This is a genomic window from Streptomyces sparsogenes subsp. cuspidosporus (assembly GCF_039532705.1).
Lineage (GTDB): Bacteria > Actinomycetota > Actinomycetes > Streptomycetales > Streptomycetaceae > Streptomyces > Streptomyces sparsogenes.
Genome location: NZ_BAAASD010000031.1, coordinates 75,170 through 96,701, shown reverse-complemented (window position 1 = coordinate 96,701; position 21,532 = coordinate 75,170). Strand labels below are relative to the sequence as shown.

Genomic DNA, 21,532 nt, shown 5'->3' with positions numbered 1-21,532 from the left:
CCGGAGTCCGCCCTGGAGCCTGACCACCGGCGAGGTCCAGGCCCACCTGGCCGAGGTCTCCCGCCAGACCATTTCCACCATCACCGACAAGGTGCTGGAGGGCATGACCGCATGGCAGAGTCGGCCCCTGGACGCTGTCCATCCGGTGGCTTCATCGACGCCATCCACGTGAAGATCCGCGACGGTGCGGTGGCCAACCGGCCGGTCTACGTGGCCCTCGCCGTCACCACCGAGGGCCGGCGGGAGATTCTTGGGCTGTGGGCCGGTGACGGCAGCGAGGGCGCCAAGCACTGGCTGCCGCCGTGACTACCAGGTGTGTGGTTGGGCGCGGCGGCATCCAACATCGGCAGTTACCTGCTGACCATCGCGGTTCCCTTGCTTATCCTGAAAACCAGCGGTTCGGCAGGGCAAGCGGGGCTCGTAGCCGGTACCGCGGCCGTGGCGAAGTTCGTCAGCTCGACACCCGCAGGTGTGTTCGTGGACCTCTACCCACGGCGCGTATTCTCCGTGAATGCGGCGGTATCCCCACCCGGGGTTCTCCCGCGCCAGACGCACGACCAGTTGCCGCAGGGCCTCTGGTTTCGGTGGCCGGCCCGGACGACGGGAAGCTCATCCGTACCAGGTGATGTTGCAGAAGGGTCGACCCACCTTCGCCGCGTCGACTCCCAGCGCGGCGAGTTCGGTCGCCAACCGCTCGACCTCTGCCACGACGCCTGGCGCAAGTCCGTCGGCGACGTACTCCTCGCTCGGGTTGTACTCCCAGATCCAGTCGGTCACAGCCCCGCCTCGGCCTCCGCGGTCTTGCGGATCTGCTGAATTTCGTGGATGGCCGCCGTTGGGTCCTGTTCGGCCGTATCGATAATCCGCTCTAGTTCCCGGAGGCGGGCGCCGCGTTCCGGGTGCCGCTCGATGGCGACGAATACGGCCCATGAGGGGATGGCCAATACAGTGGTGTGTCGGGGGACGGAACCGTGGCCATCACCTGCCATCGAGGGGAGAGCGAGTCCTCGACCAAAGCCCTGTACCAGACGATACGAGTGGCGGATCGGCGGATCCTACGCAGTTACCGATCCGACAACACCTCGTGCGAAACTACGGTCCTTGACGCCAAGGGCGGCCGGTTTGCCCTGACCGGCTACAGAGACACCTGGGACATCGTCAACGCCAACGGCAACGATCGACCACGAGAAGTCATAGCTCCTTCTGTACGCCGATACGACGTTACTCCGGAGCTACCCCTGCTCGGCTCCGAACAGGAGCCCGTCCTGGCTTTCAAGGACGACACTTCGGTTTCCGGACACGCTCTGGCGAGCGTGGGGGCCGGTTCATGCCGGACCCGCGGCAGGTGCCGGCGGAGGTGGCCGAGTACCTGGCCGGGCAGTTGGACATCGAGGACGCCTCGTGCCTGAAGCTCTACGGCGAGCGGGACGGTACGGCCCGTACGCACGCCGGTGAAATCCAGGAGGCCGGGGGCTGGCGGGACTTCGCGGAGGTCCGCGAGGAGCTGACGGGCTGGCTGGACGCGCGGGCGTGGACGACGGGGGACGGGCCGAAGGCGTTGTTCGGCGCGGCGGCGGGGCGGCTGCGCGAGGGCCGGGTGCTGCTGCCGGGAGCCAGCCGTCTGGCCCGGCTGGTGGGGTCGGTGCGGGAGGCGGCGAACCAGCGGCTGTGGGACACCCTGTACGGGATGCTCAGCGTGGGGCAGCGAGCGGTGCCGGACTCCCTGCTGACCGTGCCGCCGGGTGAACGGGTCTCGGAGCTGGACCGGCTGCGCCGGGGGCCGGTGCGGGTGTCGGGCCCGCAGATGAAGCGGGCGTTGGAGCGGGTGGAGGAGATCGCCGCCCTCGGGATGGGCGCCGTGGACGTGCCGGGGATACCGCCGGGGCGGCTGGCGGAGCTGTCGCGCTACGGGGTGGACGGCAAGGCGTCGCTGCTGCGCCGGCACTCCAGCGCCCGCCGGCTGGCGACGCTGCTGGCCACCACCGTCTACCTGACCTCGCGGGCGGTGGACGACGCTGGACCTGCTGGAGGTGCTGATCCGACGAAGCTGCTGGCCAGGGCGGAGCGCGAGAGCGCGAAGGGGAAGCTGAAGACGCTGCCGCGGGTGGAGCGGGCGTCGGCGAAGCCGGCGACCGCCTTCCAGGTCGTGTTCGACACCACCTCCGAGCTGAGCTGCGCGGATGATGTATCGGACCCGCACTGCCCGGTCGCCGAGTTCAACGCCTCCCCGCACGTCGGCGACGATTCTTCAGCCCGGTGCCGCCGCCGACACCGCAATCGGGTGGCGCAGGGAGCCGATGACGGTCACCATGACCCGTTGCTGACGACGCCCCGGGATACAGCCGGAGTCAGGCCGTTTCTCTCCGATCACCTGGTCGTTGGCCTTGACTGACGCGCCGTGGGCGCGGACAGAGTTGTCGTGACCGGACCGGTTCTCACCCGCCCCCCGCTGACCGCGCTGCCCGAACACGGAGTGTACGCCGAGGCGGTGCCGCTGGGTCTCCCAGCCGCTTCCCCGCCGACGACGCGGCCTTCGACGTCGCCGCGCTGGGGGCTGATCAGCCATCCGCTCCCGGTCGAGATGGAAAACTACCTGGCGGGGTCCGCCCGGGTCCTGCGGCCCGGCGGAAGTGGGACCCCGCCCGGGGACCTGGGGTGTTTCCCCACGACGCCCGGCCTCGATGGACCTGCTGGTCCCCGAAAGCGCCTGCGGCTCGGCGTCGCCGGGCGCCCGGCGCCCACTCCACGCACACGAGAGGAATTCCATCCGTCCATGACCGACAACACCAGCCCCGCCGCCCCCGATGACGGGACCCCCGGCGTCATCGTCGTCTCGGGCATCTCCGCGGCGGGCAAGTCCACTGTCGCGCAGGCCCTCGCCGAGCGCCTGCCCCGTTCGGCGCACGTACGCGGCGACACCTTCCGCCGTATGATCGTCAACGGCCAGGCGCACATGACCGCCGAGGCCCCGCCGGAGGCCGTCGCCCAACTCCGCTTGCGGCACAGGCTGGCCGCCACGTGCGCGGACGCCTATGCCGAGGCCGGGTTCACGGCCGTGCTGCAGGACGTCCTCCTCGGTGAGCACCTGGCCGAGATCACCCGGATGATCCGGAGCCGCCCGCTGGCCGTCGTCGTGCTGGCCCCCGACCCGGACGTAGTGGCCCTGCGCGAGGAGAAGCGCTCCAAGACGGGTTACGGACCTGACTGGCAGCCCAAGGACCTGGACAAGGTGCTCCGGGACGGTACGCCCCCCATCGGGCTGTGGCTCGACACCTCGCACCAGACGGTCGACGAGACCGTCGACGAGATCCTCAAGCGCGCCTGGACCGAGGGCGCCGTCCGCTGATCACGCCGACGGGCCGGATCGCACCCACCGGGCCCCCGGGCCACGCCCGGGAGCCCGGGCCGGCCGGCGACCGCCCTGTCCGGCATCTGCCCGCGCCCTCCGCCACCCTCAGTCCGGCACCCTCAGCAACACCCCCACGCCTGCGTCCCCTCGTCACAGGAAGGACGCGCGTTGCGCACCCTGCGGATCGGTCCGGAAGGCGCCTCGACGGGAGTCGTCGGCCTGGGCCGCACGGGCATGTCATACGCCTACGACCCCGGCGACCGCGACGACGACGCCTCGATCGCCGTGGTCCACCGCGCCCTCGACATCGGCGCCGACCTCGTCGACACCGCCGACGCCTACGGTCCCCACACCAACGCGGAACCGGTGGGCCGGGCGCTCGCCGGCCGCCGCGAACGGGCGTTCCTCGCCCCGAAAGTCGGATGCGCCCCCGGCGACAAGCCTTGCGCCGCGACGGCCGGAGCACCTCGACGGTGTTCCGCTCCTTGTAGAGACCGGAATCGTGGCTGACGGGCCGGCCGCCTCTGAAGCCCTTGTTCTTCCGGGGAACTGCTCAAGCCCAGGTCCTTGTCTATGCTGGTGCGCGGTCACAGGCGCGCCCCTGGTTGCAGAGGACGCCGCATCTCAAGGGGGACGGGATGAGCGAGTCGAGCAACGACGACGAGGGCACAGGCATCCTGATCGCACTTGGCATGACGGTCGGCCTGTCCTTGGTCTGGGCCTATGTCATCAAGGACCAGGCACAGCTGATGACGTGGGGCGCCTTGGTGATGGCCGGAGTCACCGGCCTCATCGCCGGAAACTACAGTAACCACAGCCAGTCCGTCGCCGTCACCTGCGCCTTGGCCACCCCGCTCGGCACCTACCTGGGCACGCTCCTCGGCCTCTGTCTGATCGCCGTGGCTCGGTACGGAGGTGACTTCAGCGACGCCTGGCACCTCTTCACCAGCGACACCAGCGGGGCGGCGCGCCTGTTCAAAACGGAGGCCCAGGACCGCGACTGGCTCTTCCTGTTCCTGTCGGCGCCGGTGGGGTACGGAGCGGCGATGCTGGAGGATTGACCTGGGGTGGGTCCCCGCGGCCGCCGCCGGGATCCCTGGCGCTCCCACAAGGCCACGCCGCTGGGGTGGGTGCTGCGGCCAGGACTGCGCGGGCGTGTGCTGAGTCGAGGCCCAGGGTGCCGCTGCCGTGGAAATTGACCATCATGCCAGGGCCAGGTGGCATCGCCGGGGTCCCGGGACTGGGGGGCAGTGGACGCAAGGGACAGGGACGGCGCATCAGCACCCTCCGACCAACCGACCCCACCACCACCGCTGCCCCCGTGCCCCCACGCCCCCCGCAGGCGCCGCACCCCTCCCAATCGCCGCCGGACAGTCAGGCGTCCCGGCCGGGCGGAGCGGGTACCCGGCTCATGCACTCCCTCCGCCGTGATTGGCGTTGGGGCGTCCTGGTACTGGTCGTGGTGCTCATCGCGGGTCTGACGACCTTTGTGCTCTGGCCGCGGGAGGAGGAGAAGACACCCCCGCAGCTGGCCTCTGCGGCCACGAAGAGCCTGCGCGCCTGGCGTGGGGTCACCTATGCGGGGACCACGGTGGACGGCAACGGCGCGATCGCCGACTTCCGTCTGACGGTGGCCCGCGACGGCACCGCGTACGGAACCCTGAGCCGTGACTCGGGGGCGCTCGCGGAGCTCGCGGTCAGCCCGGAGCGAACCCTTCTGCGCGGCAACCGGCAGTGGTGGTTCGGGCACGAGCCGGGCAGCGCCGACGCGCTGGCGAACACCTGGGTGGCCGACCCTCCGCACGGTGTGACCGGCCTGGCCGAGCTGTCCCGGCTGACTCCGGCGGCGCTTGCCGACGCAATCTCTGATGAGGACTCCGACGATCCGTCCGGGTCGGCCAAGTGGCGGCAGAGCCGATCGACTTCGGTGGGTGGCCGCCCGGCGAAGGTACTGGCCGATGGCACCCTGCGCATCGTGGTGACCGCGTCCCCTCCGTAATGCGTACGACGTGCCACTGCCGCCCGACGGCGACTGACCGCGCGTCAGCAAGCCCTGGGGCGGCGGACCGGGTGTCCGCCGCTTCCCTGGCCCGGTGCGGCCGTCACACTCCGGCGTTGTTTCCGAGGGGGTTTGTCCGCCTGCCCGCGCTTTTCGTCTGACTTTGCCCTTCTTCGCCCCCAGCACGAGCAACTCGCCATGCAGGCGTCGGCACCCCCAGCTCGGGTTCTCCTTCGCCAGCCGCAGCACCAGGGCGCGGAGGGAGCGCACGCGCGTGGTCGTCCCGGGCGTTCGGGCAGGCAGGAGGCGGCATGGCGGCGTTTGACGAGGTTGCGGTGCCAACGCAGTACCGCGTCGGGACGTACGAGCAGCCGTGACATCCGCAGACCTGCCGTGGCAGCCAGTGCAGCAGCGCCGCCGGGAATGCCAGGTCGCTCGGGGTGAACCGGGCTCTCCGCTTGCCGAGTTGGCGTTCCAGCAGGGTGATCCGGTGGCGGAGGGCGAGGACCTCGGCGTCCTTGCCGGTATTGACACCCTTCAGGCGCGCCGGGCGCGAGGTGACGGTTGCCGGGCGGGAGCGAGCGGCCGGGACTCATACGTCGGTGCGGATCACCACCACCAGGGTGCGCGGGCCGTGCACACCCTCGACGCGCTCCAGCTCGATGTCGGACGTGGCCGACGGCCCACTGATCAGCGTCGTCGGGCGCTCCGGGACCAGCCGGGCGACCGCCTCCGGCACACCGGCCACCACCGACGACAGGTCGACGACGCAGACGTGCAGGTCGGGGACGAGAGACAGCGCGCGCCGGCCCTGATCGGGGGAGCCGTCCAGGAAGATCGTGCCGGTATCCGCGCAGCTGACCGCGGACGCGGTCACCACCCCGTCCAGTTCGCCCAGTCGGTGGGCCGGGATTTCCACGGAGTCCCAATGGACTTCGCCGTTGTAGGCGGCGAGCCAGGCCGCGTCGAGGCCGGCGGGCACACCGGTCCTGCGTGCTCCGCGCTCGCACAGCACCTCGGCGATCACAGCCGGGGTGCGGTCGGCAGTGCACGTGCGCACGCGCGCCTTGTAGTCGGCCAGGCGGTCCACGAAGAGCGCGAGTCGTTCGTCGTCGGTCAGGGCACGGCCGGTGCGGTACTCACGCGGGACCGTCGCCTCCGCCGGGGTGGAGAGGGCGAGGGCGTCCCGGACACGTCCGAGCACCGTCTCACGTGCGGCAGCGGTCACCGGTTCTCCTCCTCACGGGAGTCTCTTCCCCGTCGGGCACCCTCGTCGGCGGCGGCCCGCAGGGTGGCCTCGCCCTCCTCGGACGCCAGCCAGGAGCGGAAGGTCTGCCTGGGCGGGGCCGGGATGTCCCGGCTTTCGGTCCAGCCGTCGAACGGGGCCGGGAGCCGCGAGATCTTCCGGTCCCGTCCGGCCACCAGCCTGCCGACGGGTCCGGCGGCCTTCTGTGCGGCGGTGAACAGTGCGGGCCGCTTCATGACAGCCGCTGCGGCCTTCATCGCCAGCTTCTCCGCCGTGGTGCCGGTCCGCGCGGTGTGCTGGTGCCTCAGCTCGACCAGGAGAGACGGGATGTCGATCTTCACCGGGCAGGCGTCGAAGCAGGCGCCGCACAGGCTGGAGGCGTACGGCAGCGAGCTGTTCGGGTCGTTCTTCGCAGCGTGCATCCCGGCGAGCTGCGGGGTGAGCACCGAGCCGATGGGTCCTGGGTAGGTCGATCCGTAGGCGTGACCGCCGGCCCGCTCGTACACCGGGCAGACGTTGAGGCAGGCGGAACAGCGGATGCAGTTGAGTGCCTCGCGCCCGATCCGGTCGGCGAGCGCCGCGGTGCGCCCGTTGTCGAGGAGCACCAGGTGGAACGCCTGCGGGCCGTCGCCCGGGGTCACGCCGGTCCACATCGAGGTGTACGGGTTCATCCGCTCACCGGTCGAGGAGCGCGGCAGCAGCTGCAGGAAGACCTCCAGATCCTGGTAACGCGGCAGCACCTTCTCGATGCCCATGACGGTGATCAGGGTGTCGGGCATCGTCAGGCACATGCGGCCGTTGCCCTCTGACTCGACCACCGACAGGGTGCCGGTCTCGGCGATGCCGAAGTTGGCGCCGGAGACGGCCACCGGGACCGTCATGAACTTCTGACGCAGATAGGCCCGGGCCGCGGCGGCCAGATGGGCCGGTACGGAGTCGAGATCGGGGTCGACGCCCGGGATGGCCGCGCGGAAGATGTCCCTGACCTCGTGGCGGTTGCGGTGGATCGCCGGGACCAGAATGTGCGACGGCTTGTCGTCGGCGAGCTGCACGATCAGCTCGGCGAGGTCCGTCTCGTACGCCGTGATGCCATGGGTGGCGAGGTGCTCGTTGAGGCCGATCTCCTGGGTGGCCATCGATTTGACCTTGATGACCTCGTCGCTGCCGGTCTCCTGGACCAGGCGGGTGACGATCTCGTTGGCCTCGACACCGTCGCGCGCCCAGTGGACGGTGCCGCCGTGCTCGGTGACCTTCCGCTCCAGCTGTTCGAGCAGCTCGGGCAGCCGGTTCATGGCGTCCGTCTTGATCGCCGAGCCCGCGTCGCGCAGCTGCTCCCAGTCGGGCAGTTCACCAGTGACGGCGAGCCGCTTGGCGCGGATGGTGTGGGTGGCCCTGCGGAGGTTGCCGCGCAGCTGCTCGTTGCGCAGCTCGTCGTGGGCGGCCCGGGGGAACTTCCGGTCGCCGCGCAGATTGCCGGTCCCGTACGGGGAGCGGGGCGGGGCGGTGGGCATGCCGAGGAAGGTGCTGCTCATCGGGCGGCCTCCGGTTCCGGGAGCAGGCAGGGCGAGGTGCGGGTGGAGGCGAGGATCTGCGCCAGGTGCAGGGTGTGGGTCCCGGCCCTGATGCGGGACAGGCCGCCGCCGATGTGCATCAGGCAGGAGGAGTCGCCTGCCGTGCACACGTCCGCGCCGGTGGACAGCACGTTGTGCATCTTGTCCTGGAGCATGGCACTGGACGTGTCCGCGTTCTTGACCGCGAAGGTGCCGCCGAAGCCGCAGCAGGCGTCGGCCTGGGGCAGCTCCACCAGGTCGATGCCGTCGACTGCGCGCAGCAGAGTCAGCGGCCTGTCGCCCACCCGCAGCATCCGCAGCGAGTGGCAGGTCGGGTGGTAGGTCACCCGGTGCGGGAACCAGGCTCCGACGTCGGTCGCGCCGAGCACATCGACGAGGAACTCCGACAGCTCGTAGGTCTTGGCCTTGACGGTGGCGACCCCGGCGCGCAGAGCCGCGTCCCCGTACCGCTCGGCCACGATCTCGTGCTGGTGGCGCACCGAGCCCGCGCAGGATCCGGACGGCATGACCACCGCGTCGATCGACGGGTCGCCGAACTGCTCGGCGAAGCCCCGCACCAGCGGGACCGGTTCGCGTTGGTAGCCGGTGTTGACGTGCATCTGACCGCAGCAGGTCTGCTCCGGCGGAAACACCACGTCGTGGCCCAGCCTGACGAGCAGCACCGCGGTCGCCTTCACCGCGTCGGGGAACAGAGTGTCCCCCAGGCAGGTGGCGAAGAGTCCGACGCGCATGGAGCCTCCTAGTTCGGTCCGACCATAGTAGGCACAGACCGATTCCTTGGCCATACTTCGGTCCGACCTTATTGACATGCGAGGTCATTGGTGTCCTACTGATGCCGCTTCGGCAGAACCATGGGCATGGCCGGCGGGGACGGGACACCGACGGCGGCGGCCCCGCAACACCCGTACTCAAGGAGGAGCACGTACGTGTTCACAGCGCCACCGGCCGTCCTCGCGGCCTACACCCCTGACGTGACCGCCGTCGGGGGCAGTCTCACCGCCACCGCCTTGCTCGGTCTCGTGCCGCTCGCGGTCTTCTTTCTGCTGCTGATGGCGGCCAAGCGCTCCGCGCTCCAGTCCGCCCTCGGCGCCCTGCTCACCGCGCTGCTGACCGCGGTGCTCGGCTACGGGATGCCGGTCGGGCTCGGTGTCCTGTCCGCCACCCAGGGCATGGCCTTCGGCTTGTTCCCGGTGATGCTGATCGTCGTCGCCGCCATCTGGTTCTATGAACTCACCGTCGTCAGCAACCGGTTCGAGGACCTGCGCCGCGCCTTCAGCGCGATAGGCCGCGGCGATCTGCGCGTCCAGGCGATGCTCATCGCCTTCTGCTTCGGCGGCCTCCTCGAGGCACTGGCCGGCTTCGGCGCGCCCGTCGCCATCACCGCCGCAATGCTGATGGCGATCGGCCTGCCCAGGCTCAAGGCGGCCATGACCGTCCTGGTCGCCAACACGGCACCGGTGGCCTTCGGCGCCATGGCCATCCCCGTCACCACGGCCGGCAACCTGACCGGCATCGCGCCCGAGGACATCGCTGCGGTTGTCGGCCGGCAGACACCGCTGCTCGCCGTCTTCGTCCCGATGCTGTTGCTCTTCCTCGTCGACGGGGTGCGCGGTTTCCGGCAACTGTGGCCCATCGCCCTGGTCACCGGACTCGTCTTCGCCGCGGCCCAGTTCTGGTGCGCGTCGCACTTCGCCTACGAACTCACCGACGTGGTCTCCGCGCTGGCCGGCTTCGCGGCCGCGGTGATCATGCTGCGGTTCTGGACGCCGAAGACCCCCGACGACCAACGCTCCCAGGTCGAGCCCGAGCCGCTGACCCCGCGCCGGGTGAGCCTGGCCGTCCTGCCGTACCTCCTGGTGATCGCGGTCTTCGCGCTGGCCAAGCTCAAGGCCGGCGGGCTCGACGTCCCCGCGCTGCTCAGCGAGGTCAAGGTCGAGTTCCAGTGGCCCGGCCTGTACGGCAATCTGCTCGCCGGCGACGGTTCCCCGGCCGCCAGCGCGGTCTACAAGCTGGAGGTCCTCGGCAACCCGGGCACCCTGCTGATCGTCTCCGGCCTTCTGGTGACGCTCGTCTACAGCCGCGCGAGCGACGGCGACCGGTTCCCGATGTCCGCCCGCGCCGGACTGCTCGCCGCGGGTCGCACCGTCAGAAACATGCGCACGGCCATAGCCACGGTCGCCACCGTGCTGGCACTGAGCTATGTCATGAACCAGTCCGGTCAGACGGTCACCATCGGCACCTGGCTCGCCACGGTCGGCGGAATCTTCGCGCTCCTCTCGCCCGCCCTCGGCTGGCTCGGCACCGCCGTCACCGGCTCCGACACCTCGGCGAACGCCCTGTTCGCGACTCTCCAGCAGACCGCGGGCAAGAGCGCGGGCATCGACCCGACCCTGCTGGTGGCCGCGAACACCTCAGGCGGCGTGGTCGGCAAGCTGGTCAGCCCGCAGAACCTGACCATCGCGGCGACCGCGGTGGGACAGCCCGGCTCCGAACGGATCCTGCTGCGCAAGGTCGTCGCCTACAGCGTCGCGATGCTCGCGGTGCTGGGACTGCTGGTCTACCTGCAGTCGCTGCCGGTTCTCTCCTGGATGCTGCCGTAGGAGCACCTGAGGCGTGGGGGCGTCGCGTCCCGGCCCCCACACGCACCACGGCCCTGTGCGGCGGCGGAGCTTCCCGCCGCGCTACTCGCCGCCGCGCTCCGGCTTGGTTCCGTCGACCAGCGTGCCGTGGAATCCGCGGATGTGCTTCTCGACCAGATCAGCCGCCTCCGCGCCCTGGCCGGCCCGCACCAGACGCAGCAGTTCCACATGCTGGTCGTTCAGGGCGGCCGCCGCGGCCGGCCAGTCCTCGACCGTCTCCAGGGCCCGCAGAATCAGCGGACGCACGGACTCGCGCACGGCCGCGGTGAGGGTGGATGTCAGTCGGTTGCCGGAGCTTCGGGCGATCAGCACGTGGAACCGGGTGTCGAGATCGTTGAACTCCGCGACCTCGACGCCGGGCGCCCGCATCCTCCACAGGAGGGTCTCCGCCTCCTCGAGATCCTTCGCCGAGGCGTGGTCGGCGGCGGCCTGGAAGCTGGAACGCTCCAGCGTGACCCGCGCCTCCAGCACGTCCTCCAGGCTGTAGCTGCCCAACGCGAAATGCAGGCGCAGCAGTCGGCCGAGCGCGTCATCGGGATGGCGCACGATCCGTGCCCCGGCGTCCGGTCCTCGACCGGACTGGGCGACCAGTACGCCGATCGTCTCCAGCACGCGCAGCGCCTCGCGCAGTGCGGACCGGCTGACGCCGAGCACCGGCGCCAGCTCCCGCTCGGGCGGCAACCGGTCACCCGCCTTGAGCTCACCGGCCACCACCCGTGCCTCGATGCGCTCGAGCACCAGTTCGTGGGTACGGGACTGCCGGACGGGCTCCCACTCGACGGCCATGAGGTACTTCCCTCTCTCGCCAAAGGTCCTGGCACGACTATGTCACACATCCCATGTGGTCCGACCAAAACCGCCACGGTGCAGCCGACGCGGCCGAGGGCGGCCGAGGGCGGCCGAGGGCGGCCGGTAGTCGCGGGCAGTGCGGCGGAGTGCGGCGGCGATGTCGGTGTGGCCCTCCTGGCGATGGGTGCCTAGGGCGAGGTTGCGCAGGCCGGCCATGACGCGGGGCAGGGGCCGGGCGTCCGGATCGACGAGAGCGAACAGTGTGTGATGGTGCGGGTACGGTCCGATGCGCGCCGTCGGCAGCGGTGCGGCCGGTGCCGACGCCCTGGTGTGACGGGGGGCTATGTCTTTCGTCAAGCGAGGTGCGGGGTTCCTGGTTCGTGGAAGGTGCCGTCGCGGAGCATCGCGGACAGCACGCCGATGCGCTGGCTCGGGGGACCATCGCCGGCGGTGACCGGCAAGGCGGCGGCGGTCCTGACCGCGACCGGTCGGGTGGGCGGTGACGCCCAGGACAGGGACGCGCCGCGTGGCAGTCTCCATGACGAAGAAGACGTAGAGACGTCTGAGGAAGATCGTCTCCACGTGCAGGAAGTCGCAAGCGAGCAGCGTACGGGCCTGCGAGCGGACGAACGGGCGCCAAGTCTGCTGGGATGCGCGCTGCGCTGCGGTGCGGGCGGTGGACCGGAGCGGCTCATTCGGCGCCTGATCGCTGACCGAGCCGGCCGAGTGCCCCTGTGACGGCCCCGGCAGCGCGGACAACTGCACGCGGGAGCACGACGGATGTGCCGCCGCGACCAGTTCCCCGGGTGCTGGTCCGGTCAGCCGGGTCCCGGCCCGAGGGGGCCACGGGGGCCCGAAGGTGGTCGACTCCGTAATGTCCAGGGTCGTCTCGTCAGACCCGGAGGGCAGAGCGCCGGTCCAGGGCGTGGTCGCTTGGCGCTGGGGCGCGTTCGGGCTGTCTTGCTGCGGAGTACCGAGGGTGATGCGGGGGTCTGCCGGAGGCATGTCATCTTCCTCCGGCAGACGACGATGACTCGTATCCTCAGCCGTCCAGGGCCCCGGCCACGGCGTCGACCACGGCAGAGGGCTGTTCCATGTGCACCATGTGCCCCGCGGCGTCGACATAGGTGACCTGGGCGCGGCCTTCCAAAGCAACTGCGTTGGCCGCCGGCAGTACCTGGTCCGCGCGGCCCCACACCACTCTTACCGGGCCCGCGAATTGCTGGAGCAGACTGGCGGCGTCGATTCCGGGGCGGTCGCCATCGAGAAGCGTGCCGAGCAGGCTGTCGAGCGCCTGCTGTACGCCGTCGAGGCGCTTGTACTTCATCAGGTCGTCGGCGAGTTGCCGGGTGACTTGTCCCGGGTCGGCGAACAGATGGGTCAGATACGGCTTGAGTTCCCGCCGTGAGGAGGCGCGGGCGAATCCGCGCAGATAGTCGGCGTTGATCTGGTCGCCGTAGCCGACAGGTGCGACGAGGGTCAGCGATGCGATCTTGCCAGGTTCGCGCGCGGCGACAGCCGTGACCACGGCGCCGCCGAGTGAGTGCCCGACCAAGTGGACGTGTTCGAGGCCCTGCTGTTCGAGGAAACCGACCAGCGCACCGGCGAGGGTGTCGAGGGAACCGTCACCGACGTCCTTGGTGGACTCGCCGTGGCCGAGCAGGTCGATCGCGTGAACGGTGGCACGGGCCGACAGCGGTTCCTGTACGAAGAGCCAGGAGTTCTTGTCGCCGCCGTAGCCGTGCACGAGCAGCACGGTCTCCTCCGCGGTGCCGCGGGTCGCGTAGGAGAGGGTACGGCCGTCCACCCGCACTGCCCCGAGGGCAGGCCCGGCGACCTCGTCGACCGCGCCGGAGTCCAGTCCCTCGCGCGCCGCGCGGGCGGCCTCGTCGATCAGTTCCTCGGGCACGTCGGCCGGAGCGATCAGCGCGATGGTGCCGCCGACGGGGGCGTCCTCGTTCACCTCGGCGATGATCCGCCGCACGACACCCGATCCCGGCGACTCGAGCGCCCCGGTGATCTTGTCGGTGTCGATGTCGGCCAGCTCGTCGCCCTCGGCGACCTCGTCGCCCTCGGCCACGAACCAGTGAGTGATCTTGCCGCTTTTCATCGACAGGCCCCACTTGGGCATGGTGACCTGCGTAATGGTGTCTTGGGTGCTCACAGGGTCCGTCACTTCTTCCAGTCCATCGTCTTCTTGACGGCGTTGGCCACCTTCTGCGCGTCCGGGATGTAGAGCTGCTCCAGGGGCTGTGCGAAGGGCACCGGAGTGTGTGGGGCGGTGACCATCTCGATGGGCGCCCGCAGGGCGCCGAATGCCTCCTGCGCCACCAGGGCCGAGATGTCGGTGGCCATGCCGCAGCGTGGGGTGGCCTCGTCGACCACGACGAGCCGGCCGGTGTTCTCGACGCTTTCGAGGATCGTTTCGCTGTCGAGGGGACTGGTGGTGCGCGGGTCGATGATCTCCGCCTGGATGCCCTGCCGCGCCAGCTCGACCGCCGCCTCCTCGGCCATCGAGACCATGCGGCCGAGGGCGACGATGGTGACATCGTCACCGTCACGGACCACGTTGGCCTCGCCGAACGGGATGGTGTAGCTGTCCTCGGGTACCTCGCCGGTCATGTCGTAGAGCGCCTTGTGCTCGCAGAAGATGACCGGGTCGTTGTCGCGGATTGCCTGGATGAGCAGGCCCTTGGCCTCATACGGGCTGGAGGGCAGGACGACCTTGAGGCCGGGGATGTGGGTGAAGAGCGGGTACAGGCACTGGGAGTGCTGTGCGGCGGCGTTGAGACCGGCTCCGTACATGGTCCGCACCACCACGGGTGTGACGGCCTTGCCGCCGAACATGTAGCGGAACTTGGCGGCCTGGTTGAAGATCTGGTCGAAACAGACGCCCATGAAGTCGATGAACATCAGCTCGGCCACCGGGCGCAGGCCACGTGTCGCGGCGCCGACCGCGGCGCCGACGAACGCCGATTCCGAAATCGGCGTGTCCAGCACTCGTCCCGGGAACTGCTGGTACAGCCCCTTGGTCACGCCGAGGACACCGCCCCATGCGTCGTCCTCACCCGGACTGCCCGCGCCGCCCGCGTTGTCCTCGCCCATGATGATGACGGACCCGTCGCGCTCCATCTCCTGCCTGAGCGCCTCGTTGACCGCCTCGCGATAGCTGATCGTGCGTGCCATGACCGTGCTCCTGGAAGTCTCGGGGTCAGTAGGTGACGTAGACGTCGGTGGTGAGGTCGTTCGCGGTGGGCGTCGGGGCCTGCTTGGCCTCCGTCACCGCGTCCTCGATGAGACCGACCACTTCCTGGTCGACACCGTCCAGTGCGGCCGTGTCGAGCCGGCCGGAAGCGGTGACACGCTCACGGAACTGCTTGAGGCAGTCCAGGGACGTGCGGGCCCGCGCCACCTCATCGGCGCGATAGGTCTGCTGGTCGCCCTCGAAGTGGCCGTAGTACCGGGTGAACTTGACCTCGATCAGCGTGGGCCCCCCGCCTTCGCGGGCCCGCTCGATCGCCTCACCCGCGGCCTCGTACACCGCGAAGAAGTCGAAGCCGTCCACGATCACACCCGGCATACCGAATCCGACGGCACGGTCGGCGATGTTGTCGCAGGCCACCGACCAGGTGGCGGCCGTGGCCTCCGCGTAGCCGTTGTTCTCCGCCACGAAGATCGCGGGCAGGTTCCACACGGAGGCGAGGTTGAGCGCTTCCAGGGTGGTCCCCTGATTACTCGCCCCGTCACCGAAGAACGCCACGCCGACGCCCCCGGTCCCCTGCTGCTTGGCCGCCAGAGCGGTGCCGCAGATCAGGGGCGGACCGCCGCCGACGATGCCGTTCGCGCCGAGCATGCCCTTGGACAGGTCGGCGATGTGCATCGAGCCGCCCTTGCCCCGGCAGGACCCGGTGACACGACCGTAGATCTCGGCCATCATCTCCTTGACGTCCACGCCCTTGGCGATGCAGTGCCCGTGGCCGCGGTGCGTGCTGGCGATCGAATCGCGCTCGTCGAGGTGGGCACACACCGCGGTGGCCGAGGCTTCCTCGCCGGCGTACAGGTGCACGAACCCCGGTATCTCACCCGTGGCGAACTCGAGGTGCAGCCGCTCCTCGAACTCGCGGATGGTGCGCATGGTGCGATATGCCTCCAGCAGTGCCTTCTCGTCGAGCCCCGATGTGGCGTTGGCCGGTTGAGTGGGTGTCATCGTTGACAATCCTTTCTTCAAGGGCTCTTGTCGGTCCGGTCGTCCTCAGACCACGGTGTGATCACTGCGGAACAGGCCGGCTCGTGCCGCCTGGCTCATCACGGCCGTGACGTCGACACAGAGCGGCCCGTCTTCCCTGAGCCGCACCGTGGCACCCGTCGTGCCCACCAGTTCCAGTTCGCGCTCGCCGTCGAACGCCACCACGCCGCGGGTGGTGCTGATCTCCACCTGCTCGCCGGTGTGCAGGGGCCGCCAGGCGGCCACCCCGACCGGCAGCACCAGGCCCGGAGCGATCGGCGCGTTGATCACGGTGGGTGCTTGCTTCGCCGGGCACAGACGCACCGCGACGCCCTCGGGCTTGTCCCGCGGACTGGGGCTGAGCAGACCCGCGATGGAGGACAAGCCGGTCGCGCCCGGCTCGGCGAAGGCGCAGTACAGCTCGGTGAGGGCGTCGGGGTGCCACAGTGCCTGGGAGCCGACATAGGGCTCTTGGGACACCGCGACGTCGACCAGCCCGAGCTCGGTCCGGTTCCCGGTGCGTACCTCGAGTACGTGAGCCCGGGTGGTGGCGATGCCGTGGTCGACGGCCCCGGTGGCCACCAGCCCGGCCGCCAGGCCGGCGACTGTGGCCTCACGCATCTGTGGGAAGGCGTTGTTGGTACCCGTGGAGAGGGACAGCAACGGCACGTCGTACCCGGGGCCGGCGAGCAGCGCCGCCGTGGCCACACGCGCGGTTCCATCGCCACCGAGGCAGATGATCACCTTCGCGCCGGCCGCGATCATGCGGCGGACCGCGTTGGCCGTGTCCTGAGCGCTGTCGGTGATGGCATCGTCATCGACGAAGCGGACGTGCGGCCATGGCGTCTTCCTCGCCGGCCGGTTCCGCACACCTTTCAGTACGGCCGCGGAGATCCCTCCGAGATCGACGGATACCAGTACCGTCTCGACGCCGACCGCGCCCAGCGCCGTGAGCATGCGCTGCACCATGTTGGCCTTCTCGGCTGTCGGGAAGACCGATGCGCCGGATACCAGCCGCCGGATGTCCCGGCCGGAGGCCGGGTTGGCCACAATGCCCACCGCAGTCATGCCGCAGGGCCCCTTCACGATCCGATGTGTGACCGGCGTCATCCGGCCACGGGTGTCATGGGACTGCGGAACCCGCTCAGCCGGACAGGGTTGCAAGACATTGCACGCGGCGGTGAGTGCAATCGGGCGCAACGCCTTGTGTGTACGGCGCGGTGATCCGACCGTGGGCCGATGACAAGTGTGCAACCGGACGGACGGCGGCTCCTGCGGTTGGAAGTCCGCAACAGCGCGGTCCCGGTCGAGCGAAAGCCTCCCTGGATCAGGACCCGCGTACGGACCGGGACGGAATACACCAAGCTGCGGGAGCTCGTGCGCCACGAGCGACTGCACACCGTGTGCGAAGAGGCGGCCTGTCCGAACATCTTCGAGTGCTGGGAAGATCGGGAGGCCACCTTCCTGATCGGCGGTGACCGGTGCACCCGCCGCTGCGATTTCTGCCAGATCGACACGGGGAAACCGGCCGAGCCGGACACCGCGGAGCCGCTGCGCGTCGCCGAGTCGGTACGCGCGATGAAGCTTCGATACGCCACCGTCACCGGCGTCGCACGGGACGACCTGCCTGATGGCGGTGTGTGGTTGTACGCGGAGACGGTGCGGCGAATCCACCAGCACAACCCGGGCACCGCGGTCGAGGTGCTGATCCCGGACTTCAACGGCGCGGCGCATCTCCTCGACGAGGTGTTCGGAGCAGGTCCACAGGTGCTGGCGCACAACGTGGAGACGGTGCCGAGGATCTTCCGGCGCATCCGTCCCGGTTTCGACTACCAGCGCTCGCTCGGCGTGCTGGCACGGGCGCGGGGGGCCGGGCTGGTGACCAAATCGAATCTGATCCTGGGGCTGGGCGAAACGGGCGAGGAGGCCGTGGAGACACTGCGCGACCTTCACGCGGCGGGATGCCGGCTGCTGACCATCACCCAGTACCTGCGGCCGTCGGTGCGGCACCACCCTGTCGCCCGGTGGGTACCGCCGGAAGAGTTCGACGAACTCCGTGACCTCGCGATCGGGATCGGGTTCGCGGGGGTGATGTCCGGCCCGCTGGTGCGCTCCTCCTACCGGGCCGGACGGCTTTACCGGCAGGCGCAGGAAGCGAACAAGGAGAAGTGAAGCGAAGTGAGAGGAGAAGTGAAGTGACCACTGCCGACATGGTGATCCTCGGTGGCGGGTCAGGCGGTTGTGCCGCGGCCTTCCGGGCCGCTGAGCTGGGCCGGTCCGTGATATTTCTCGGTCGTCTCCCGCCTCTACAAGGGCCTGCGGGGCTTGGCTGACGCCCACAAGGTCACCGTGGTCCAGGGGCGTGGCACCTTCGTCGGCGGGGCCAGTGTCGATCTCGAGGGCACCCCCTACACCGGCCAGAGCCTCGTCCCCGCCACCGGCTCCTACGTCAAGTCCCTGCCCGGTCCGGAGCTGGGCGGCAGGGTCATCACCGGCGAGGACGCACTACGGCTGGACCACGTCCCCGCGAAGGTCGTCGTGCGCGGCGGCGGCTTCATCGGCGTCGAGGGCCGGGGCCCAACAGGTCGAGCGCGGCGTGAGCATCGCACTGGAATCCGGTGACACGCTCGAATGTGACGTGTTGCTGGTGGCGGTGGGCCGCGGCCCCAACACCGCCGGCCACGGCTATGAGGAGTCCGGGTTGAAACTGGAGCGCGGATTCGTCGCCACCGACGAGCGGCTACGGACCAACCCGCCCGACGTGTATGCCGTAGGTGACATCGTGGCAGGCCCGCAGCTCGCACACCGCGGCTTCCGGTATCAGGACCCTCACGTACGACCTCGCGGGCCCGACCCAGTCCGAGGCCCTGGGCGAGGCGCACCTCGCCCTTGCCGGCACGCCACTCCACACGCACGCCTGACCGGATGAGTCCCCCAGGGCGAGGCGAACGGTGGGGGACAGGACGTCATGTCCGGCCCCCCACCGTGGAAGCATCGGGCCCCGGTGTCACGGCTCCCCGTTGTCGCCGTGCGTGACGGTGAGCCGGACGCCGTCGGCGAGACGGTAGGGCCGGGTCGCCACAATCCCGCCGAGCCGGCGGCGAAGGCGCGACACCTCGGCCCGCGCCGCAATGAGGTGACCCGTATCGCCGAACAATGCCTGACTGAGCGCTTCGGCCGACATGCCGGCGGGACCCGCACGGTGCAGGAGCGCGAGAATTTCGGCGTGCCGTTTCGTGACGAGCCGACGCCAGGCCGTGTCACCGGCGTGTACCTGCAGCGACGGGGTGCTGGACACGTCGAGTTCGAGCAGCACCTTCCGTCCGCCGCTGTATGGCCGGACGAGCCAGCCGTTCGGCAGACGCTCCGGCACGCAGACGCCATAACCGGGCACAGCAAGGGTCTGCCTGGCCGCTGGTGCGGGAATCCGTGCGCCCACGGCGACGCCGGAGCTGTGCGCGACCCACCCGTGATCGTCGACCACCAGCGCCGGACCCGAAGTGGCGGCCAGAAGCGGTTCGGCCGACTGCCGAAGCCGCTCAAGATGCTCCTGGTGACACCGCCAGATCTGGGCCTCCATGAGACGGCGCCCGGTCTCGGCCAGCGCGCCGATCGCCGGGTGCAGCGTGAGCGCAGGGCCGCTGATGTCGATGACGCCCAGCAGATCCCCGGTGCGGGGGTCGTGGACCGGGCAGGCGGTGCAGTACCACGTGTGCTGGTCCTGCTCGAAGTGTTCACCGGAGAGCAACTCCACGGGTGCGACCTCGGCCAGCGCGGTGCCGATCGCATTGGTGCCTACCTGTGCCTCCGTCCAGACCGCGCCCTCGGTGAAACCGAGCGTGTCGGCACGGCGCCGCACCGATGCCGCGCCTCCCCGCCAGAGCACAACACCATCTGCGTCCGCGACCACCAGAAGCATGTGCGAGGCGTCCGGATTCGCTGCGAATATGTGCATGAATTCTTGGGCGGCGCTCCGCATGGGTGATTCGTACCGCCGGCGTGCGATCTCTTCTTCCGTCACAGAAGCGCGCGGGTTCCCGCCCTGTACCGCCAGGCCCATCCGCAGCATGCGCGTCCAGGACCGGGAGACGAGCGGGCGTGGCGCCAGCGGGGGGCGGTTTCCGCCGATGACGGCTTCATGCATTCGGACCAGGTCCCGGGCGTAATCAGGCAAGCTTCGGCCCTGAGGGATCGCACTGTGCACGCTCACGACCACCGCACCTCCCGTACCTTCGCGCCAGTCGGGGGGAGCGTATCCGCCGTATGAACCAAGCGCTACCGCCGTGCAACAACTCCATGCAATTCCCTGCAACCCTGGCGGGCCCGCCCGGCAGGACATGTAATCGGCGTGAATGCCGCCTTGTTCTGGGCACGGCTATTCGTCACCCGGTCACGGTTCAACCTCGGGTTCCTCAACGCCGATTTCACGGCCTCTGGCCGATAAAACGGCCACCGCCTCCAAGGGCGCCCCCCGCTATACCACTGCAAGAGCTATCCGCCAGCAAGGGAGCTGAGGATGAAGGCAGCGCGCTTCTACGGTCCAGGCGATATCCGGATCGACGATGTCGCGGAACCGGCGACACGGCCGGGCACCGTCAAGGTCGAGGTCGAGTGGTGCGGCATCTGCGGTACCGACCTCCATGAGTATCTCGAAGGGCCCATCTTCGCGCCGGCCAAAGGTGCGCCGCACCCCCTCACGGAAGAGACCGTGCCCATCACTCTCGGTCACGAGTTCGCGGGAGTGGTCCGGGAACTCGGTGACGGCGTCGAAGACCTGCGCATAGGCGACCGGGTCGTTGTCGAGCCCTACCTCGTATGCGGCCGGTGCGACCCCTGCCGGCGTGGCATGTACAACGTCTGCCAGTCGCTGGGGTTCGTGGGCCTCTCCGGGGGAGGAGGCGGATTCTCACAGTTCGTCGTCGCGGAGCGGCGCTGGATCCATCCGCTCGGCGAACTCGGCACCGACGTGGGCGCTCTCATCGAGCCACTCGCGGTCGCCTACCACGCCGTACGGCTGTCCGGAGTCCGTCCCGAAGGCAGTGCCATCGTGTTCGGTGCGGGACCGATCGGCCTGGTGACCACGGCTGTACTGCGGGCGGTCGGCATCGAGTCGGTCATCGTCGTGGAGCCGGCGGACATACGCAAGGCCAAAGCAGTCGTGGCCGGCGCCGATCACGTACTCGATCCAACCACTACGGACATCGCCACTGCGGTGTCGGAGCTGACCAAGGGCCGCAACGCCGATGTGACCTTCGAATGCGCCGGCATCGACGCGGTCCTCAAGTCGGCGATCCGTTCCACACGCGCGGGCGGCACCTGCGTGAACGTCGCCATCTGGGGACACGAGGCCAAGGTCGCACTGAACGATCTGGTGTTCCGCGAGGTCAAGGTGGTCGGCAGCCTCGCCTACGCGAACGACCACCCGGCGACCATCGCGTTGGTCGCGAGCGGCCGCGTCGACCCCTACCAGTTCATCACCGGCCGAATCGGTCTCGATGACATTGTCACGGGCGGCTTCGACGAACTGGTGAACAACAAGGAGGAGAACGTCAAGATCCTGGTGCGCCCGCGGTGAGGGCCGACCGGATCCGTGCCCAGGCCATGAGCCGGTGCCGACCGCGCCGTCGGGCACACCGCAGGGGAGTCGGTTGCTCGGCGTTTCCCAGGCCGTAATCGCACTGCTCGCAGCTCCCGCAACCCGATCCGGCCACCGT

General features: G+C 69.7%; 18 protein-coding genes and 6 pseudogenes. 11 read left to right on the top strand and 13 right to left on the bottom strand.

The window, feature by feature from the left end; genetic code table 11:
- Positions 1-19 precede the first annotated feature (19 nt).
- Positions 20-297, top strand: a pseudogene (locus ABFY07_RS29510) (transposase); the annotation flags it as partial.
- Between the two features lie 204 nt (positions 298-501).
- Here ABFY07_RS29510 and ABFY07_RS29505 read toward each other — a convergent pair.
- The 3 genes and pseudogenes from ABFY07_RS29505 to ABFY07_RS29495 form a co-directional block, all read right to left on the bottom strand.
- Positions 502-603 (bottom strand): annotated as a pseudogene (locus ABFY07_RS29505) (integrase); the annotation flags it as partial.
- 6 nt (positions 604-609) lie between these two features.
- Positions 610-777 carry a hypothetical protein gene (locus ABFY07_RS29500; protein WP_346177415.1) on the bottom strand — a complete coding sequence of 56 codons (168 nt, stop codon included), beginning with the start codon at positions 775-777 and terminating at the stop codon, positions 610-612.
- Positions 774-944, bottom strand: a complete 171-nt coding sequence (locus tag ABFY07_RS29495; protein ID WP_346177414.1) for a hypothetical protein — start codon at positions 942-944, stop codon at positions 774-776. Before ABFY07_RS29495 ends, ABFY07_RS29500 begins: the two co-directional genes overlap by 4 nt.
- A 374-nt stretch (positions 945-1,318) precedes the next feature.
- Between ABFY07_RS29495 and ABFY07_RS29490 the strand changes: the two are divergent.
- The 5 genes and pseudogenes from ABFY07_RS29490 to ABFY07_RS29470 all read left to right on the top strand — a co-directional run.
- A pseudogene (locus ABFY07_RS29490) lies at positions 1,319-2,167 on the top strand (DUF4158 domain-containing protein); the annotation flags it as partial.
- A gap of 606 nt (positions 2,168-2,773) precedes the next feature.
- Positions 2,774-3,346: an AAA family ATPase gene (locus tag ABFY07_RS29485; protein WP_346177413.1), complete on the top strand. Its 573-nt coding sequence runs from the start codon at positions 2,774-2,776 to the stop codon at positions 3,344-3,346.
- Between the two features lie 237 nt (positions 3,347-3,583).
- Positions 3,584-3,769: pseudogene (locus tag ABFY07_RS29480) on the top strand (aldo/keto reductase); the annotation flags it as partial.
- A gap of 218 nt (positions 3,770-3,987) precedes the next feature.
- Positions 3,988-4,410, top strand: a complete 423-nt coding sequence (locus ABFY07_RS29475; protein ID WP_346177412.1) for a hypothetical protein — start codon at positions 3,988-3,990, stop codon at positions 4,408-4,410.
- Positions 4,411-4,760: 350 nt separating this feature from the next.
- Positions 4,761-5,348, top strand: coding sequence for a hypothetical protein (locus tag ABFY07_RS29470; protein ID WP_346177411.1), 588 nt, complete (start codon positions 4,761-4,763; stop codon positions 5,346-5,348).
- A 171-nt stretch (positions 5,349-5,519) separates the two neighbouring features.
- On the opposite strand, the pseudogene ABFY07_RS29465 reads toward ABFY07_RS29470, so the two are convergent.
- The 4 genes and pseudogenes from ABFY07_RS29465 to ABFY07_RS29450 form a co-directional block, all read right to left on the bottom strand.
- Positions 5,520-5,889, bottom strand: a pseudogene (locus ABFY07_RS29465) (integrase); the annotation flags it as partial.
- A gap of 51 nt (positions 5,890-5,940) precedes the next feature.
- Entirely contained in the window at positions 5,941-6,576 is a 636-nt protein-coding gene (locus tag ABFY07_RS29460; protein WP_346177410.1) for a LutC/YkgG family protein, read from the bottom strand.
- Positions 6,573-8,126 carry a lactate utilization protein B gene (locus ABFY07_RS29455; protein ID WP_346177409.1) on the bottom strand — a complete coding sequence of 518 codons (1,554 nt, stop codon included), beginning with the start codon at positions 8,124-8,126 and terminating at the stop codon, positions 6,573-6,575. Before ABFY07_RS29455 ends, ABFY07_RS29460 begins: the two co-directional genes overlap by 4 nt.
- Positions 8,123-8,896 (bottom strand): (Fe-S)-binding protein, encoded by a 774-nt coding sequence (locus ABFY07_RS29450; RefSeq protein WP_346177408.1) that lies wholly within the window; start codon positions 8,894-8,896, stop codon positions 8,123-8,125. The genes ABFY07_RS29455 and ABFY07_RS29450 overlap by 4 nt, the downstream gene beginning before the upstream one ends.
- 195 nt (positions 8,897-9,091) lie before the next feature.
- Between ABFY07_RS29450 and ABFY07_RS29445 the strand changes: the two genes are divergently transcribed.
- The gene (locus ABFY07_RS29445; RefSeq protein ID WP_346177407.1) at positions 9,092-10,765 is read left to right on the top strand and encodes an L-lactate permease; all 1,674 of its coding nucleotides are present in this window, start codon (positions 9,092-9,094) and stop codon (positions 10,763-10,765) included.
- An 81-nt stretch (positions 10,766-10,846) separates the two neighbouring features.
- On the opposite strand, the gene ABFY07_RS29440 is transcribed toward ABFY07_RS29445, so the two are convergent.
- The 5 genes from ABFY07_RS29440 to ABFY07_RS29420 form a co-directional block, all read right to left on the bottom strand.
- Positions 10,847-11,590: a FadR/GntR family transcriptional regulator gene (locus ABFY07_RS29440; RefSeq protein WP_346177406.1), complete on the bottom strand. Its 744-nt coding sequence runs from the start codon at positions 11,588-11,590 to the stop codon at positions 10,847-10,849.
- A gap of 1,045 nt (positions 11,591-12,635) precedes the next feature.
- Complete coding sequence (locus ABFY07_RS29435) at positions 12,636-13,757, bottom strand: acetoin dehydrogenase dihydrolipoyllysine-residue acetyltransferase subunit (RefSeq protein WP_346177405.1); 1,122 nt, start codon at positions 13,755-13,757, stop codon at positions 12,636-12,638.
- A gap of 8 nt (positions 13,758-13,765) precedes the next feature.
- Positions 13,766-14,779, bottom strand: a complete 1,014-nt coding sequence (locus ABFY07_RS29430) for an alpha-ketoacid dehydrogenase subunit beta (RefSeq protein WP_346177404.1) — start codon at positions 14,777-14,779, stop codon at positions 13,766-13,768.
- 25 nt (positions 14,780-14,804) lie between these two features.
- Positions 14,805-15,800, bottom strand: coding sequence for a thiamine pyrophosphate-dependent dehydrogenase E1 component subunit alpha (locus ABFY07_RS29425; RefSeq protein WP_346177403.1), 996 nt, complete (start codon positions 15,798-15,800; stop codon positions 14,805-14,807).
- Positions 15,801-15,845: 45 nt separating this feature from the next.
- Entirely contained in the window at positions 15,846-17,018 is a 1,173-nt protein-coding gene (locus ABFY07_RS29420; protein WP_346177402.1) for an ATP-NAD kinase family protein, read from the bottom strand.
- Between the two features lie 39 nt (positions 17,019-17,057).
- Between ABFY07_RS29420 and lipA the strand changes: the two genes are divergently transcribed.
- The 3 genes and pseudogenes from lipA to ABFY07_RS43240 form a co-directional block, all read left to right on the top strand.
- The gene (gene lipA, locus ABFY07_RS29415) at positions 17,058-17,990 is read left to right on the top strand and encodes a lipoyl synthase (protein WP_346177401.1); all 933 of its coding nucleotides are present in this window, start codon (positions 17,058-17,060) and stop codon (positions 17,988-17,990) included.
- A 153-nt stretch (positions 17,991-18,143) separates the two neighbouring features.
- Entirely contained in the window at positions 18,144-18,440 is a 297-nt protein-coding gene (locus tag ABFY07_RS43245; RefSeq protein ID WP_428837030.1) for an FAD-dependent oxidoreductase, read from the top strand.
- Positions 18,415-18,567, top strand: a pseudogene (locus ABFY07_RS43240) (FAD-dependent oxidoreductase); the annotation flags it as partial. The gene ABFY07_RS43245 and the pseudogene ABFY07_RS43240, both read left to right, overlap by 26 nt.
- A 258-nt stretch (positions 18,568-18,825) precedes the next feature.
- On the opposite strand, the gene ABFY07_RS29405 reads toward ABFY07_RS43240, so the two are convergent.
- Positions 18,826-19,962, bottom strand: coding sequence for a sigma-54-dependent transcriptional regulator family protein (locus ABFY07_RS29405; RefSeq protein ID WP_346177400.1), 1,137 nt, complete (start codon positions 19,960-19,962; stop codon positions 18,826-18,828).
- Between the two features lie 372 nt (positions 19,963-20,334).
- Here ABFY07_RS29405 and ABFY07_RS29400 point away from each other — a divergent pair, with 372 nt between their 5' ends.
- The gene (locus tag ABFY07_RS29400; protein WP_346177399.1) at positions 20,335-21,393 is read left to right on the top strand and encodes a 2,3-butanediol dehydrogenase; all 1,059 of its coding nucleotides are present in this window, start codon (positions 20,335-20,337) and stop codon (positions 21,391-21,393) included.
- The last annotated feature ends 139 nt before the right edge of the window (positions 21,394-21,532 follow it).

Excerpts from the sequence above, each read along its gene's own strand:
- ABFY07_RS29485 (WP_346177413.1), top strand. The coding sequence starts at position 2,774 with ATGACCGACAACACCAGCCCCGCCGCCCCCGATGACGGGACCCCCGGC.
- ABFY07_RS29475 (WP_346177412.1), top strand. The coding sequence starts at position 3,988 with ATGAGCGAGTCGAGCAACGACGACGAGGGCACAGGCATCCTGATCGCA.
- ABFY07_RS29470 (WP_346177411.1), top strand. The coding sequence starts at position 4,761 with ATGCACTCCCTCCGCCGTGATTGGCGTTGGGGCGTCCTGGTACTGGTC.
- ABFY07_RS29455 (WP_346177409.1), bottom strand. The coding sequence starts at position 8,126 with ATGAGCAGCACCTTCCTCGGCATGCCCACCGCCCCGCCCCGCTCCCCG.
- ABFY07_RS29450 (WP_346177408.1), bottom strand. The coding sequence starts at position 8,896 with ATGCGCGTCGGACTCTTCGCCACCTGCCTGGGGGACACTCTGTTCCCC.
- ABFY07_RS29440 (WP_346177406.1), bottom strand. The coding sequence starts at position 11,590 with ATGGCCGTCGAGTGGGAGCCCGTCCGGCAGTCCCGTACCCACGAACTG.
- ABFY07_RS29430 (WP_346177404.1), bottom strand. The coding sequence starts at position 14,779 with ATGGCACGCACGATCAGCTATCGCGAGGCGGTCAACGAGGCGCTCAGG.
- ABFY07_RS29425 (WP_346177403.1), bottom strand. The coding sequence starts at position 15,800 with ATGACACCCACTCAACCGGCCAACGCCACATCGGGGCTCGACGAGAAG.
- lipA (WP_346177401.1), top strand. The coding sequence starts at position 17,058 with ATGACAAGTGTGCAACCGGACGGACGGCGGCTCCTGCGGTTGGAAGTC.
- ABFY07_RS29405 (WP_346177400.1), bottom strand. The coding sequence starts at position 19,962 with ATGCATGAAGCCGTCATCGGCGGAAACCGCCCCCCGCTGGCGCCACGC.
- ABFY07_RS29400 (WP_346177399.1), top strand. The coding sequence starts at position 20,335 with ATGAAGGCAGCGCGCTTCTACGGTCCAGGCGATATCCGGATCGACGAT.